The sequence below is a fragment of the Pseudomonas sp. GW821-FHT07G10 genome (assembly GCF_059418545.1).
Genome location: NZ_JBWKQB010000001.1, coordinates 609,129 through 623,681 on the forward strand (window position 1 = coordinate 609,129; position 14,553 = coordinate 623,681).

15 protein-coding genes and 3 pseudogenes are annotated in these 14,553 nt (G+C 59.1%); 13 read left to right on the plus strand and 5 right to left on the minus strand.

Annotated features, from left to right (window positions below):
* Nucleotides 1-6 precede the first annotated feature (6 nt).
* The 4 genes from ileS to ispH all read left to right on the plus strand — a co-directional run bounded on the left by ileS (nucleotide 7) and on the right by ispH (nucleotide 4,806).
* Nucleotides 7-2,838 carry an isoleucine--tRNA ligase gene (ileS, locus tag AC07O1_RS02770; protein ID WP_494993608.1) on the plus strand — a complete coding sequence of 944 codons (2,832 nt, stop codon included), beginning with the start codon at nucleotides 7-9 and terminating at the stop codon, nucleotides 2,836-2,838.
* Nucleotides 2,831-3,343: a signal peptidase II gene (gene lspA / locus AC07O1_RS02775; protein ID WP_494993609.1), complete on the plus strand. Its 513-nt coding sequence runs from the start codon at nucleotides 2,831-2,833 to the stop codon at nucleotides 3,341-3,343. The genes ileS and lspA overlap by 8 nt, the downstream gene beginning before the upstream one ends.
* Nucleotides 3,344-3,350: 7 nt before the next feature.
* Entirely contained in the window at nucleotides 3,351-3,788 is a 438-nt protein-coding gene (fkpB, locus tag AC07O1_RS02780; protein WP_495087889.1) for an FKBP-type peptidyl-prolyl cis-trans isomerase, read from the plus strand.
* Between the two features lie 70 nt (nucleotides 3,789-3,858).
* Nucleotides 3,859-4,806 (plus strand): 4-hydroxy-3-methylbut-2-enyl diphosphate reductase, encoded by a 948-nt coding sequence (gene ispH / locus AC07O1_RS02785; RefSeq protein WP_494993610.1) that lies wholly within the window; start codon nucleotides 3,859-3,861, stop codon nucleotides 4,804-4,806.
* Here ispH and AC07O1_RS02790 read toward each other — a convergent pair.
* Nucleotides 4,783-5,334, minus strand: a complete 552-nt coding sequence (locus AC07O1_RS02790; RefSeq protein ID WP_495087843.1) for a GspH/FimT family pseudopilin — start codon at nucleotides 5,332-5,334, stop codon at nucleotides 4,783-4,785. The genes ispH and AC07O1_RS02790 overlap by 24 nt on opposite strands.
* A 109-nt stretch (nucleotides 5,335-5,443) precedes the next feature.
* On the opposite strand from AC07O1_RS02790, the pseudogene AC07O1_RS02795 reads away from it, so the two are divergent.
* The 7 genes and pseudogenes from AC07O1_RS02795 to thiO all read left to right on the plus strand — a co-directional run.
* Nucleotides 5,444-5,707, plus strand: a pseudogene (locus tag AC07O1_RS02795) (hypothetical protein); the annotation flags it as partial.
* Nucleotides 5,661-6,128, plus strand: coding sequence for a type IV pilus modification protein PilV (gene pilV, locus AC07O1_RS02800; RefSeq protein WP_495087844.1), 468 nt, complete (start codon nucleotides 5,661-5,663; stop codon nucleotides 6,126-6,128). The pseudogene AC07O1_RS02795 and the gene pilV, both read left to right, overlap by 47 nt.
* A complete protein-coding gene (locus AC07O1_RS02805; RefSeq protein ID WP_495087845.1) occupies nucleotides 6,125-6,832 on the plus strand; it encodes a PilW family protein in 708 nt (235 codons plus the stop codon). Before pilV ends, AC07O1_RS02805 begins: the two co-directional genes overlap by 4 nt.
* Before the next feature lie 12 nt (nucleotides 6,833-6,844).
* Nucleotides 6,845-7,321, plus strand: a complete 477-nt coding sequence (locus tag AC07O1_RS02810; RefSeq protein ID WP_495087846.1) for a pilus assembly PilX family protein — start codon at nucleotides 6,845-6,847, stop codon at nucleotides 7,319-7,321.
* Between the two features lie 124 nt (nucleotides 7,322-7,445).
* A pseudogene (locus AC07O1_RS02815) lies at nucleotides 7,446-7,784 on the plus strand (pilus assembly protein); the annotation flags it as partial.
* Nucleotides 7,785-7,797: 13 nt separating this feature from the next.
* Nucleotides 7,798-8,199 carry a type IV pilin protein gene (locus AC07O1_RS02820; protein WP_495022798.1) on the plus strand — a complete coding sequence of 134 codons (402 nt, stop codon included), beginning with the start codon at nucleotides 7,798-7,800 and terminating at the stop codon, nucleotides 8,197-8,199.
* Nucleotides 8,200-8,254: 55 nt separating this feature from the next.
* Complete coding sequence (gene thiO, locus AC07O1_RS02825; protein ID WP_495087847.1) at nucleotides 8,255-9,355, plus strand: glycine oxidase ThiO; 1,101 nt, start codon at nucleotides 8,255-8,257, stop codon at nucleotides 9,353-9,355.
* Between the two features lie 92 nt (nucleotides 9,356-9,447).
* Here the strand turns inward: thiO and AC07O1_RS02830 are convergent, their stop codons facing one another.
* The 4 genes and pseudogenes from AC07O1_RS02830 to AC07O1_RS02845 form a co-directional block, all read right to left on the minus strand.
* Nucleotides 9,448-10,788 (minus strand): sigma-54-dependent transcriptional regulator, encoded by a 1,341-nt coding sequence (locus AC07O1_RS02830; RefSeq protein WP_494993617.1) that lies wholly within the window; start codon nucleotides 10,786-10,788, stop codon nucleotides 9,448-9,450.
* Between the two features lie 2 nt (nucleotides 10,789-10,790).
* Nucleotides 10,791-11,186, minus strand: a pseudogene (locus AC07O1_RS02835) (ATP-binding protein); the annotation flags it as partial.
* A gap of 56 nt (nucleotides 11,187-11,242) precedes the next feature.
* Nucleotides 11,243-11,476: a PP0621 family protein gene (locus AC07O1_RS02840; protein WP_495087848.1), complete on the minus strand. Its 234-nt coding sequence runs from the start codon at nucleotides 11,474-11,476 to the stop codon at nucleotides 11,243-11,245.
* A gap of 112 nt (nucleotides 11,477-11,588) precedes the next feature.
* On the minus strand, nucleotides 11,589-12,611 hold the full coding sequence (locus tag AC07O1_RS02845; RefSeq protein ID WP_495011321.1) for an outer membrane protein assembly factor BamD: 1,023 nt from the start codon (nucleotides 12,609-12,611) through the stop codon (nucleotides 11,589-11,591).
* A 150-nt stretch (nucleotides 12,612-12,761) separates the two neighbouring features.
* Here AC07O1_RS02845 and rluD point away from each other — a divergent pair, with 150 nt between their 5' ends.
* Nucleotides 12,762-13,724, plus strand: a complete 963-nt coding sequence (gene rluD / locus AC07O1_RS02850) for a 23S rRNA pseudouridine(1911/1915/1917) synthase RluD (RefSeq protein ID WP_489070717.1) — start codon at nucleotides 12,762-12,764, stop codon at nucleotides 13,722-13,724.
* On the plus strand, nucleotides 13,721-14,446 hold the full coding sequence (pgeF, locus tag AC07O1_RS02855; protein WP_495022796.1) for a peptidoglycan editing factor PgeF: 726 nt from the start codon (nucleotides 13,721-13,723) through the stop codon (nucleotides 14,444-14,446). Before rluD ends, pgeF begins: the two co-directional genes overlap by 4 nt.
* Nucleotides 14,447-14,553 lie beyond the last annotated feature (107 nt).

Sequence of the window (14,553 nt, forward strand, 5' to 3'; positions counted from 1 at the left end):
CCTTAAATGACCGACTATAAAGCCACGTTAAACCTTCCGGACACCGCCTTCCCGATGAAGGCCGGCCTGCCTCAGCGCGAACCGCAGATTCTGCAGCGCTGGGACAGCATTGGCCTGTACCAGAAGTTGCGTGAGATTGGTAAGGATCGTCCGAAGTTCGTTCTGCACGACGGTCCTCCGTACGCCAACGGCACTATTCACATCGGTCATGCGCTGAACAAAATTCTCAAGGACATGATCATCCGCTCGAAAACCCTTTCAGGTTTCGACGCGCCTTATGTTCCGGGCTGGGACTGCCATGGCCTGCCGATCGAACACAAAATCGAAGTGACTCACGGCAAGAACCTGTCCGCGGACGAAACCCGCGAGCTGTGCCGTGCCTACGCCACCGAGCAGATCGAAGGGCAGAAGTCCGAGTTCATCCGCCTCGGCGTGCTCGGCGACTTCGCCAACCCCTACAAAACCATGGATTTTGCCAACGAGGCTGGAGAAATCCGTGCTCTGGCGGAAATGGTCAAGGGCGGTTTCGTGTTCAAGGGGCTCAAGCCCGTGAACTGGTGTTTTGACTGCGGCTCGGCGTTGGCTGAAGCGGAAGTCGAGTATCAGGACAAAAAGTCCTCGACCATCGACGTAGCCTTCCCGATCGTTGACGAAGCCCAACTGGCGACCGCTTTCGGCGTTGCTGCCCTGAGCAAGCCAACCTCGATCGTGATCTGGACCACTACCCCGTGGACCATCCCGGCCAACCAGGCGCTGAACGTTCACCCGGAGTTCGAGTACGCCCTGGTCGATGTCGGCGACAAGCTGCTGGTGCTGGCTGAAGAGCTGGTCGAATCCTGCCTGGCTCGCTACAACCTGCAAGGTTCGGTGATCTCCACCGTTCCAGGCGCGGCACTGGAGCTGATCAATTTCCGTCACCCGTTCTACGATCGTCTGTCGCCGGTTTACCTGGCCGACTACGTCGAACTGGGCGCGGGCACCGGCGTGGTTCACTCCGCGCCAGCCTACGGTGAAGACGACTTCGTGACCTGCAAGCGTTACGGCATGGTCAACGACGACATCCTCACGCCAGTGCAGAGTAACGGCGTGTATGCCCCTTCGCTGGAGTTCTTTGGCGGCCAGTTCATCTGGAAAGCCAACCCGGCCATCGTCGACAAACTCGCTGAAGTCGGTGCATTGCTGAACACCGAAACCATCAGCCACAGCTACATGCACTGCTGGCGCCACAAGACACCGCTGATCTACCGCGCTACCGCGCAGTGGTTCGTCGGCATGGACAAACAGCCGGCTACCGGCGAGACCCTGCGCAAGCGTGCGATCAAGGCCATTGAAGACACCACGTTCGTTCCGGCCTGGGGCCAGGCGCGTCTGCACTCGATGATTGCCAACCGTCCGGACTGGTGCATCTCCCGTCAGCGTAACTGGGGCGTGCCGATTCCGTTCTTCCTGAACAAGGAAAGCGGTGAATTGCACCCACGTACCGTCGAACTGATGGAAGAAGTTGCCAAACGCGTCGAAGTGGAAGGTATCGAAGCCTGGTTCAAGATGGACGCTGCCGAGCTGCTCGGTGACGAAGCAGCGCTTTACGACAAGATCAGCGATACCCTCGACGTCTGGTTCGACTCGGGCACCACTCACTGGCACGTGCTGCGTGGTTCGCACTCGATAGGCCACGAGAGCGGTCCGCGTGCCGATCTGTACCTGGAAGGCTCCGACCAGCACCGCGGCTGGTTCCACTCGTCGTTGTTGACCGGTTGTGCCATCGACAATCACGCGCCGTACCGCGAGTTGCTGACCCACGGTTTCACTGTCGATGAGAGCGGCCGCAAAATGTCCAAGTCCTTGGGCAACGTGATCGCGCCGCAGAAGGTCAACGACACCCTGGGCGCCGACATCATGCGTCTGTGGGTAGCATCCACTGACTATTCGGGCGAGATCGCGGTTTCCGAGCAAATCCTGCAACGCAGTGCGGACGCCTACCGGCGGATCCGTAACACCGCGCGTTTCCTGCTCTCGAACCTGACCGGTTTCAACCCGGCCACCGACATCCTGCCGGCTGAAGAAATGCTTGCGCTGGACCGTTGGGCGGTGGATCGCACATTGTTGCTGCAACGCGAGTTGCAAGAGCATTACGGCGAGTACCGTTTCTGGAACGTTTACTCGAAAGTGCACAACTTCTGCGTGCAGGAGCTGGGCGGTTTCTACCTGGATATCATCAAGGACCGTCAGTACACCACTGGCACCGACAGCAAGGCCCGGCGCTCCTGCCAGACCGCGTTGTTCCACATCAGCGAAGCGCTGGTGCGCTGGATCGCACCGATTCTGGCCTTCACCGCCGACGAGCTGTGGCAGTACCTGCCGGGCGAGCGTAACGAATCGGTCATGCTCAACACCTGGTACGAAGGCCTCAGTGAGTTGCCGGAAGGCTTCGAGCTGGACCGCGCCTACTGGGAGCGGATCATGGCGGTCAAGGTCGCGGTCAACAAAGAACTGGAAAACCAGCGTGCGGCCAAGGCCGTTGGCGGCAACCTGCAGGCTGAAGTGACGCTGTTCGCCGAGGAGTCGCTGTCGGCCGACCTGGCCAGGCTGAGCAACGAACTGCGCTTCGTCCTGATCACCTCGACCGCCAGCGTTGCACCATTGGTGCAAGCGCCGGCCGATGCAGTGGAAACCGAAGTGGCTGGCCTCAAGCTGAAAGTGGTCAAGTCCTCTTTCGCCAAGTGCGCCCGTTGCTGGCATTGCCGCGAGGACGTCGGGATCAATCCCGAGCATCCGGAAATCTGCGGCCGCTGCGTCGACAACATCAGCGGTGCTGGCGAGGTTCGTCACTATGCCTAACGCTGCTAGCCGTTTCGGACGGCTGAGCTGGCTCTGGTTGAGCGTGCTGGTACTGGTCATTGACCAGGCCAGCAAGTTCTACTTCGCAGGCTCGCTGACGATGTACCAGCAAATTGTGGTGATCCCGGATTACTTCAGCTGGACGCTGGCCTACAACACCGGTGCAGCGTTCAGTTTCCTGGCTGACAGCTCCGGCTGGCAACGCTGGCTGTTCGCTTTGATCGCGATCGTGGTCAGTGCGGTGCTGGTGATCTGGCTCAAGCGTCTGGGGCGCAACGAAACCTGGCTGGCGATTGCGCTGGCGCTGGTTCTTGGCGGTGCTCTGGGCAACCTGTACGACCGCATTGCCTTGGGCCATGTGATCGATTTCATTTTGGTGCATTGGCAGAATCGCTGGTATTTCCCGGCATTCAACTTTGCCGACAGCGCCATCAGTGTTGGTGCGGTAATGCTGGCGCTGGATATGTTCAAAAGTAAAAAGACTGGAGAAACCGTTCATGACTGAACAGTTATTGGCTGAGCAACGCATCGGCCAGAACACGGAAGTCACCTTGCATTTCGCATTGCGCCTGGAGAACGGCGACACCGTCGACAGCACCTTCGACAAGGCCCCGGCGACCTTCAAGGTCGGTGACGGCAACCTGCTGCCGGGTTTCGAAGTGGCGTTGTTCGGCTTCAAGGCTGGCGACAAGCGCAACCTGCAGATCCAGCCGGAAAACGCTTTCGGTCAGCCAAACCCGCAAAATGTGCAGATCATCCCGCGTTCGCAGTTCCAGGATATGGAGCTGTCCGAAGGCTTGCTGGTGATTTTCAATGATGCGGCGAATACCGAGCTGCCCGGTGTGGTCAAAGCGTTCGATGATGCCCAGGTGACCATCGACTTCAACCACCCGCTGGCTGGCAAGACGTTGACCTTTGACGTCGAGATTATTGAAGTCAAAGCGCTTTAAAGGCAGCGCGAACAACCGCGAAGCGGTTGCAATGAACTAACTTCTTGCGCACACAGCCACGAGGCACAGTATGCAAATCAAACTCGCCAACCCCCGTGGCTTCTGCGCCGGTGTAGACCGGGCGATCGAAATCGTCAATCGCGCCCTGGAAGTCTTCGGACCGCCAATCTATGTACGTCACGAAGTGGTCCACAACAAATTTGTCGTCGAAGACCTGCGCGCTCGCGGAGCGATCTTCGTCGAAGAACTGGATCAGGTGCCGGACGACGTCATAGTGATCTTCAGCGCCCACGGTGTTTCCCAGGCAGTGCGTACCGAAGCGGCAGGCCGTGGCCTGAAAGTCTTCGATGCGACCTGTCCGTTGGTGACCAAGGTTCACATTGAAGTCGCGCGTTACAGCCGCGACGGTCGCGAGTGCATCCTTATCGGCCACGCCGGTCACCCGGAAGTCGAAGGCACCATGGGCCAGTACGACAGCAGCAGTGGCGGGGCGATCTACCTGGTAGAAGATGAAAAAGACGTCGCCGCGTTGCAAGTGCGCAATCCAGAGAACCTGGCGTTCGTGACCCAGACCACCTTGTCCATGGATGACACCAGTCGCGTCATCGACGCACTGCGCAGTCGTTTCCCGGCCATTGGCGGTCCACGCAAGGACGACATCTGCTACGCCACGCAAAACCGTCAGGACGCAGTCAAGCAATTGGCAGACGAGTGCGATGTGGTGTTGGTGGTCGGCAGTCCGAACAGCTCCAACTCCAACCGCCTGCGCGAACTGGCGGAGCGCATGGCCACCCCGGCCTACCTGATCGACGGTGCTGAAGACCTGCAGCTCAGCTGGTTCGATGGCGTCGAGCGGATTGGCATCACCGCCGGCGCTTCAGCACCGGAAGTGCTGGTGCGCGGCGTGATTCAGCAATTGCAGGCCTGGGGCGCAACCGGTGCCGATGAGCTGGCCGGTCGCGAGGAGAACATCACCTTCTCCATGCCTAAAGAACTACGTGTTCGCTCGCTGCTGTGAGGTGTCACCCTCGCACAGCTTCTGCTCGGTTTTTTCGCTGCGCAGACTGATGCGGCCAGTCTTGGCCAGCACCACTTGATGGTGACTGATACCTTGGTCCGTGGCACAAACATACATGGTCCCGGCGCGAAAGGCGCCGCCTGACCCTGACAGCAACGCTTCGCCCAAGCCGGTGAAACGAACATAGTTCTTCACCGGCCCATTTCCGACAATCGTCACCCGCCCGCTTTCCTGGCGCTCAAGCAGCACCGGGTTATCGCTGTCCTTATGACCCTTGCCACTGATATCCAGAATGATTCGCCAACCCTGGCTCCAGTCATCGTCCACTGCATGGATGATGATGGACTGGTTGCGCAGGATGGCTTCTGTACGGGCATTGCGCAGGCCACTGGCGAGCGTTTGAGCAGCATTCTCTCGGTGCATCGACTCGATCAGTCCCTTGAACGGCGGGCTGGCAAGTTGCAGGAGGAGGGCGGTAATGGCCAGTCCTGCTAGCAGTTCAATCAGACTAAAACCTTTCTGAGGCATAGCGTCTCCCTCCATGGAGATGGTGTGAGCATGCGCGATCCGTGCGCGGGTCCTGGCAAATCAACCTACATCCCGTCGATGAATGATCCTGGTTGTAGGGTTAGTTATAGCCGATGACAGTGTCTGGACTGCGCAGCTTTCGGTTTACGACGGTACCGGCAACCCGGCGAATGTATTGCCGGTTGTGCCAGCCATGAGCAGCGACGCGACGTTGACGCTAACCTTCGGGGTATCCAGCATCGATTTCAACAATCTGCGCAGGTTGTCGATGCCAGCCACAGTTGTGGTCATCAATTATGTGTCGCAAGCGCAAACAAGGACGATGAATGACGGTATCGGGAACGCGTGCACAGGACGGCATGACATTGATTGAAGTATTGGTTGCGGTATTGATTCTCGGCGTAGGGTTGTTGGGCGCGGCGGCAATTCAGTTGAATGCGCTGAAATACACTGACAGTTCGCTGATGACCAGCCAGGCCAGTTTTATCGCCTATGACATGCTGGACCGCATTCGGGCCAACTCCGGCGCCGATTACAGCGTCACGCCTCCCGGCTCGAGCAACCTGAATGTCGCCCGGGATCAGGACCTCTACGACTTCACCACCAACATCATCAATTTTGGCGGGCCGACGGCGACCGGGAGCGTTACGGTGAACCAGCGAGTGTTCACAATCACCATCAACTGGGACGATTCACGCGCTGGCACTGCGACCAACCCCGCTCAGAGCAGCCCCCCTCAGCGCAGTTTTGTCCTGACCAGCCGCGTCGCCGCCGACCCCGCGGTGACGCCGTGAACAGGTTGCTCAGAGGTTTCGGCCTGATCGAGATGATGGTGGCGTTGGCGTTGAGTCTGATCGTGCTGCTGGGTGTTGCGCAGATATTCATTTCGGCGAAAAACACCTACGTCAGCCAGAACGCCTCAGCCAACATGCAGGAAGATGCGCGTTTCGTCCTGAGCAAAATGCTCCAGGAAATACGTATGGTCGGCATGTTCGGTTGCCTTGGGGCGATCACCGATTCGAGCTCGGCCTCGGACTTCGCTGCCAGTTCGGTAACGCCCATCAGCTGGGACAATGCCAATCTCAAGTTGACACTGGTGACCGCCGACGTCGGCAACAACGGCGGTGCGCCGATCTGGACTGTAATCTCCGACTGTCGAAACAGCGCAACGGCCTATTCCGGCGCTCATGCGGCCCCGACCGGGCAGTTGGCGTTCCCGATCCGCCGATTGACCTACACCTTCAGCAACAATCAATTGTGGGTGGCCACTGGCCCCCAGCCCAGCCAGGTGCTGGTGAACAACGTCAGCGCTTTCGGCGTGACCTTCGGGGTCGCCAGTACAGCCACTGATATCGCCGCTTCCAGCTACACCAGCAACCCCTCCGATCCGGCGCGTATACGCAGTGTGCGCTTGACCTTGACCCTGACGGACCCGAACAACCGCGTACGCAACCAGACCTATAACGTGGTTGCCGCTTTGCGCAACCGGTTGCTGTAAGGCGCGGTGCCAATGAGTATTCCTCGAATGACGGCACGGTCCGAGCGCGGCATGGCACTGCTGGTCAGCCTGGTATTTCTCTTGCTGTTGACGCTAATCGGCATTTCATCGATGCAGAACGCGACCTTGCAAGAAAAAATGGCCGGCAGCGTAATTCTGCGCAATCAGTCGTTTCAACTGGCCGAAGCCGCATTGCGGATCGGTGAAAGCGCCGTGCAGCAGAACGCCTACTCACTATCGGTTTGCACGGGAACTCGGTGCGCGCCGCCTGCCGAATCGTCGGTGGTGGCTGCCGCCGGCCTCAATTCCTCCTCAGGGGTGAACTGGATCGCCGCCGGTGACGGCTTTTATGGGGTGCAGAACATCGGCACGACAATGACCGCCGTCAATGTCCCAGGCAACACCTGCGCTACGCTGTATCGGGTCACGGCGGTCGGGCGGGTGGGTAACTCGCGCAGCGTGCTGGAGAGTATTTATGCGAAGTATTGAGGCCCGCGCAGGCCGGCGACGTTGGTTGCTGCAGTTGTTCTGCGCCACTGTGTCGAGTCTGTACCTGGCGGCGCCGACTTACGCCGTCGAGCCCTCGGACTCACCGCTTTTGCTCGACAGCATCCAGGTCAACCCAGTGTTGGGGCACATAGTATTGACCAGTACGGGCGTGGATACGGCGGACCTCTGTTCCAGCGTCGGCGCCGGTAAACTGGTCGAACTGGATGCGTTCAGCGGTAAGATGCTCAACTGTGCAGTACTCGATACCAACGGTGATGAGGGGATCGACAGCACGGATACACTGTCCAGTGGCGTGATCTTTAGTGGCGGTATTCCAGTACCGATCGCGATCATCGACGACGCGACCGGCAAGATAGTGAACGATTCCAGAGGTGGTATTTCCACGCTGGTAGAAAAACCGGGCGGTGCAAGCCGACGGATCATGTGGCGACAAATACAGTAAGTGAGATGTAGGCATGCGTAGATTCAACCAAGGTTTCACCCTGATCGAAATAATGATCGTAATCGCGATCATCGGGATTGTGGTGACCATCGGCTACCCGGCAATTACCGAATACGTGAAGAAAACCCACCGCACCGAAATCGCCGGGCTGCTCTCCGAGCAGGCACAGAACCTGGAGCGGTTCTATTCAAAGAGCAATGTGTACACCAACGCCACCGGCCTCAGCGTGGGCAACGACTACTACACCATCACCCCGACGCTGACCGATCAGGCCTTCTCGCTGACAGCGGCACGTAAAAGCGGATCAATGATGGAGAGTGACAAGTGTGGGGATTTCACCATCACCAACACCGGCGTCAGAACCATTACCAATGCGGCTAGCGGCCTGACCACCAAAGATTGCTGGGGTCGTTGAGTCCATTTTTCAGGCGCCCTTTGCGCCCTTTGTCTTTTTATTGTTGGATCAGAAGATGGCCAAGCAACAGCAAGTGGTGATTGTCGGCGGTGGGGTTATTGGCCTGCTGACGGCGTTTAATCTGGCTTCTGAAGTGCAGAGTGTGGTCCTGCTGGATCGCTCGAATGTGGGGCAGGAGTCGTCCTGGGCTGGCGGCGGGATTGTTTCGCCGCTGTACCCGTGGCGCTACAGTCCGGCGGTCACTGCGCTGGCCCATTGGTCGCAGGATTTTTATCCACAGCTCGCCGAGCGCCTGTTTGTAGCGACCGGTATTGATCCGCAGGTACACAAGACCGGTCTGTACTGGCTTGATCTGGATGATGAGGCCGAGGCGCTGGCCTGGGCTGTGAGGGAAAACCGCCCGCTGAGCAAGGTGGATATCTCGGCTGCGCACGATGCAGTGCCCGTATTGGGCGCCGGGTTCTCGCGGGCGCTCTACATGGCGGATGTGGCCAATGTGCGTAATCCGCGATTGGTAAAGTCGCTCAAGGCCGCGTTGCTGGCATTGCCGAATGTCACGATTCATGAGCAATGCGAAGTCAGCGGTTTTGTTCGCCAGGGCGAGAGGGTCGTCGGCGTACAAACGTCAGCGGGCGAGATTCATGCGGATCAGGTGGTGCTATCGGCGGGGGCCTGGAGCGGTGAGTTGTTGCAAAGCCTTGGGCTGGAATTACCGGTCGAGCCGGTAAAGGGTCAGATGATCCTCTACAAATGCGCGTCTGACTTCCTCTCCAGCATGGTCCTGGCCAAAGGACGGTATGCGATTCCACGCCGTGACGGCCACGTGTTGATCGGCAGTACGCTGGAGCATGAAGGTTTTGACAAAACTCCCACTCAGTCCGCTCTGGAAAGCCTGAAGGCCTCGGCCATCGAATTGATTCCAGCATTGGTGGATGCCGAAGTGGTGGGGCATTGGGCGGGGCTGCGGCCGGGTTCGCCAGAGGGCATTCCCTATATTGGTAAGGTTCCAGGGTTTGAAGGGTTGTGGCTCAACTGTGGGCATTACCGAAATGGCCTGGTGCTGGCGCCGGCCTCCTGCCAGTTGTTCGCCGACTTGATGCTTGGCCGCGAGCCGGTCATTGATCCCGCGCCGTATGCCCCGGCAGGGCGCATTTAGCGGGGATTGGGTTCGGTTATTCATTGTGGCGAGGGAGCAAGCTCCTTCACCACAATGAATCGCCTGAGGGAGGCTCTCGCAAGAGTCCCTGCTCAATCCAGCCCTAGTTTCTTCAAGCGATAGCGCATCGAACGAAACGACAGATTCAGACGCCGAGCTGCTGCCGTGCGGTTCCAGCGGTTCTCTTTGAGGGCCTGGAGAATCAATTTGCGTTCGACGTTTTCCAGGTAGTTTTCCAGGTTGTCGATGTGCGCCAGATCCGGTTCACCGGGTTCGGCTGTGCAACTGCCTTCTGCCAGACGCAGGTCACCCGCTTCGATCTGTTTGTTTTCGCAGAGGGTATGCGCACGTTCAAGCACGTTCTCCAGTTCGCGCACATTGCCCGGGAAGCGATAGCTTTTGAGCGCGTCCAGGGCTTGCGGGTGCAGCTGCGCCGCCGGCAAGCCGCTGTCCGCAGCCAGTCGCTTGAGGACGTTGCTGGCCAACGGCTCAATATCGTCGCGTCGCTCGCGCAGTGGCGGCACCCGCAGTTCGATCACATTCAACCGATAATAAAGATCCTGACGAAAGCGTTCAGCGGCGACTTCGGCGTCCAGATCCTTATGCGTGGCACACAAAATGCGCACCTGGACCACGACTTCCTGTTGCCCTCCGACGCTGCGAATGGCTTTCTCCTGAATCGCCCGCAACAGTTTGACCTGCATCGCCAAAGGCAGGTCGGCCACTTCGTCAAGGAACAGCGTGCCACCGTTGGCTGCCTGAAACAGCCCGGGTTTGTCTTCGATTGCGCCGCTGAAGCTGCCTTTGCGATGGCCGAAGAATTCGCTCTCCATCAGTTCTGACGGAATCGCGCCACAGTTGACTGGCACGAATGGTCGGCTGGCACGCGGGCCTTGCTCATGAATCAGCCTGGCCACCAGCTCCTTGCCACTACCAGATTCTCCGCTGATGTACACCGGTGCCTTGCTGCGAGCCAGTTTATCAATGTGTTTGCGCAGGCTGCGCATTGGCAAAGAGTCGCCGAGCAGACGGCTGTCGATGGACGGAGACTGGCTACCCGCAGCAGGCAGGCGAAGGGCGCTTGCCACCAGCTCCCGCAGGCGGCTCAGGTCCACCGGTTTGGTCAAAAAGTCGAAGGCGCCGGCTTTCAGGGCGTTGATCGCCGTTTCCAGGCTGCCATAGGCGGTGATCATCGCCACCGGAGTCTGCGGGTAACGCTGCTGGATGTGCTGCACCAGTTCCAGCCCGGTGCCGTCGGGCAAACGCATGTCGGTCAGGCATAGATCGAAAGGTTCCTGAGCCAGCCAGCGACGAGCTTCGCTGGCATTGCGGGCACTTTGGGTGTCGAGCTTCATCCGGCCTAAAGTGATTTCCAGGAGTTCGCGAATATCCTGCTCGTCATCGACGATCAGGACTTTTTGCCGTGGGCCCATATTCAACTCTGTTTTCGTCCGTGAGCAAAGGTGATGCAAAAGCAATCGTCGCCTTGGCGTGATTCGAAGTCTAGGCTGGCCTGGTTGCTTTCGCACAGCTCGCGGGACAGATAGAGACCCAGGCCAGTGCCTTGGATATCGGTGGTGAAGAGGGGTTCGAACAAATGCACCCGATGTTCATCGTCCACACCGGGGCCGTTATCCAGTATTTACAGGGTCGGCAGCTCGTTTTCGGGTTCTATGAACAACTTCAGCCGGACCTCGGCGTGTTCGTGAGCCTTGGCGTTGTGGCGAAATGCATTTTGTCGCAAGTTGTTTAGTTCTTGGGGCCGTTGATTCGGGTCCATCAAAGTGTCGAAAGAACCCGTACCGATCTGCAGATGAATCTGTTTGATGTCAGTCAATGTGAGGCTGAAGACGTCAACGGGCCTGTTTGCCGCCGGGACTTAAGGTTTCAGCGGTCACGTGAATCCGGGCCTTGCTCCAGGTGCGCCTGGCTGCAATACCACTGTTGTTGAAGACGTAACGCACGGTCGCGGGGCAAATGCACACCGCAGTGGGCACAGCGGACCATAGGCGGCGCGCTTTGCTCACTGGGCGTATGGGTCGCAGAAGTTGAGCGCTTGATCTTGCGCCAGAACCATACCGCAGCAGCAATCAGAGCGATCCAGAACAGTAAACGAACCATGGTGACCAGCTTTTCGACGAATGATCCGGCAGTTTAGCCAAGGACAAGACAAGCGCACAGCGCAATAAAAAAGGGAGACTCGAAAGTCTCCCTTTTTGGCACCACGCTGGCGTCAGTCGAACACGCCGAAGGTCATACGGCTGAACCACGAACGGTCGCCCTTGTTACCTTCCGCTTCGTGTTGTTCTTCTTTGACGGCGTCACCGTTTGCATCTTTAGGCTTGAGATCGGCCGGGATCGCGTCTTTGGCATCCTGGAACTGCCTCATCACGTCCTGGTTGGCGCGGGTTTCGCCCGGCGGCAGCGGCGGACGGGATTCGATCAGGCCCAGGGTTACTTTGCTCAGCCACGAACGGTTGTCCGCTTCGGCAACCCGCGGTACGAACTGACCGCCCACCAGCGTCGGGTGGTTCGGGTAGTTGAGCTTCAGGGTTTCCAGGCTGGTATTGGCCAGTTCGTCCAGGTGCAGACGCTGGTAGGACTCGACCATCACCGCCAGGCCGTCACCGACCGAAGGGGTTTCCTGGAAGTTTTCCACCACATAACGACCGCGGTTGGCCGCGGCTACATAGGCCTGACGGGTCAGGTAGTAGTCGGCCACATGGATCTCATAGGCCGCCAGCAGGTTGCGCAGGTAAATCATGCGCTGCTTGGCATCCGGCGCGTAGCGGCTGTTCGGGTAACGGCTGGTGAGTTGCGCGAACTCGTTGTAAGAGTCTCGAGCGGCACCCGGGTCACGCTTGGTCATGTCCAGAGGCAGAAAACGCGCCAGCAGTCCGACATCCTGGTCAAAGGAGGTCAAACCCTTCAGGTAGTACGCATAATCCACGTTCGGATGTTGCGGGTGCAGTCGGATGAAACGCTCGGCGGCGGACTTGGCAGCTTCGGGCTCGGCGTTCTTGTAGTTAGCGTAGATAAGCTCGAGTTGAGCCTGATCAGCGTAGCGACCGAATGGATAGCGTGACTCCAGAGCCTTCAGCTTGGCTGTGGCGCTGGTGTAGCTGTGGTTGTCCAGGTCGGCCTGCGCCTGCTGGTACAGCTCGACCTCGCTCAGGTTTTCGTCGACGACTTCCTTCGATGAGCAAGCAGCGGTCAATGCGAGGATGGCGATCAGCAGCAGGTGTTTCACTTGCATGGCGGCTTGCGTCCCTATGACGGCCGCTGTCTTGGGCGTGGCCGTCCTGTTATGATGAACGCCCCGTTGTAAGCCACGGGGCAAAAGACGCCGTATTTAACCACAAGCGCGCAGCCGAAACCAAAGGCTGTGCCGACGCCTAGTCTGAGCATGTCCGATAAAATTGAACTTCGCGCAGAGGTGCCGTCCGAATTGGGCGGCCAACGCCTCGATCAAGTCGCCGCACAATTATTCGCTGAGCACTCGCGCTCGCGCCTTTCCGCCTGGATCAAAGACGGCCGCCTGACTGTGGATGGAGCGGTTATCCGCCCGCGAGACATAGTCCATGGTGGCGCCATTCTTGAGCTGACTGCCGAGCAGGAAGCCCAAGGAGAATGGATCGCTCAAGACATCAAGCTCGATATCGTCTATGAAGACGACGACATCCTGGTAATCAACAAGCCTGCGGGCCTGGTGGTGCACCCGGCTGCCGGTCATGCTGATGGCACTCTGCTCAACGCCTTGCTGCACCACGTGCCGGACATCATCAATGTGCCGCGCGCCGGTATCGTGCACCGTCTCGACAAGGACACCACCGGTCTGATGGTGGTGGCCAAGACGATTCAGGCGCAGACCCAGCTGGTCACCCAGTTGCAGAGCCGCAGCGTCAGCCGGATCTACGAGTGCATCGTGATCGGTGTGGTCACCGCCGGCGGCAAGATCAACGCGCCGATCGGTCGTCACGGCCAGCAGCGTCAGCGCATGGCGGTGATGGAAGGCGGCAAGCAGGCGGTCAGTCATTACCGCGTACTCGAGCGTTTCCGCTCCCACACTCACGTGCGGGTCAAGCTGGAAACCGGTCGTACGCACCAGATTCGCGTGCACATGGCCCACATCAACTTCCCGTTGGTCGGAGATCCTGCCTACGGCGGACGTTTCCGCATCCCGCCGGCCGCTAGCTTGACCATGGTCGAATCGCTGAAAACGTTCCCGCGTCAGGCACTGCACGCGCGTTTCCTTGAGTTGGACCATCCGACCACCGGTAAACGCATGAGCTGGGAATCACCACTGCCGGACGACTTCGTCTGGTTGCTGTCGCTGCTCAAACAGGACCGCGAGGCGTTCATCGGATGACGAATTGGTTGATTCCTGACTGGCCTGCGCCGGCCGGGGTGAAAGCCTGCGTCACCACTCGAGCGGGCGGCGTCAGTCTGGCGCCGTTCGACAGCCTCAACCTGGGCGACCATGTCGAGGATAGCCCTGCGGCTGTTGCCGAGAATCGCCGTCGTCTGACTGAACACTTCTCTATTGAGCCGGTCTGGCTGCAGCAAGTTCATGGCGTTGCCGTAGCTCATGCAGATCCCGGTCTGGTCGCAACCGCTGACGCCAGTTGGTCCGCGACACCGGGCATAGCCTGTACGGTGATGACAGCGGACTGCCTGCCTGCGTTGTTCTGTGACCGCGCCGGCACTCGCGTCGCAGCGGCCCATGCCGGGTGGCGCGGGCTGGCGGCTGGCGTGCTTGAAGCCACGCTGGACAGTCTTGCCGTGCCACCTTCCGAGGTGCTGGTCTGGTTGGGGCCGGCCATCGGCCCGCAAGCGTTTGAAGTCGGTCCGGAAGTTCGCGAGGCCTTTGTCCAGCAACTTCCCGAAGCGGATCAGGCCTTTGTCCCGAGTCACAACACCGGCAAGTTCATGGCCGACATCTATCTGCTGGCGCGCCTGCGTCTGGCAGCTTGCGGCGTTACGGCCGTGTACGGCGGCGGTTTCTGTACCGTGACCGATCCACGCTTCTATTCTTACCGCCGCAGTCCTCGCACCGGTCGGTTTGCCTCCCTTGTCTGGCTCGAACGCTAGACTCTCCTGACCTGCGTCAACCCTGCGTCGCTTGAATCTTCCAGAATCGACCGCATCTTGTGGGGTATCTGGCAGGTTTTCTTCATTAAGGTGTGTCCATCGCTCCG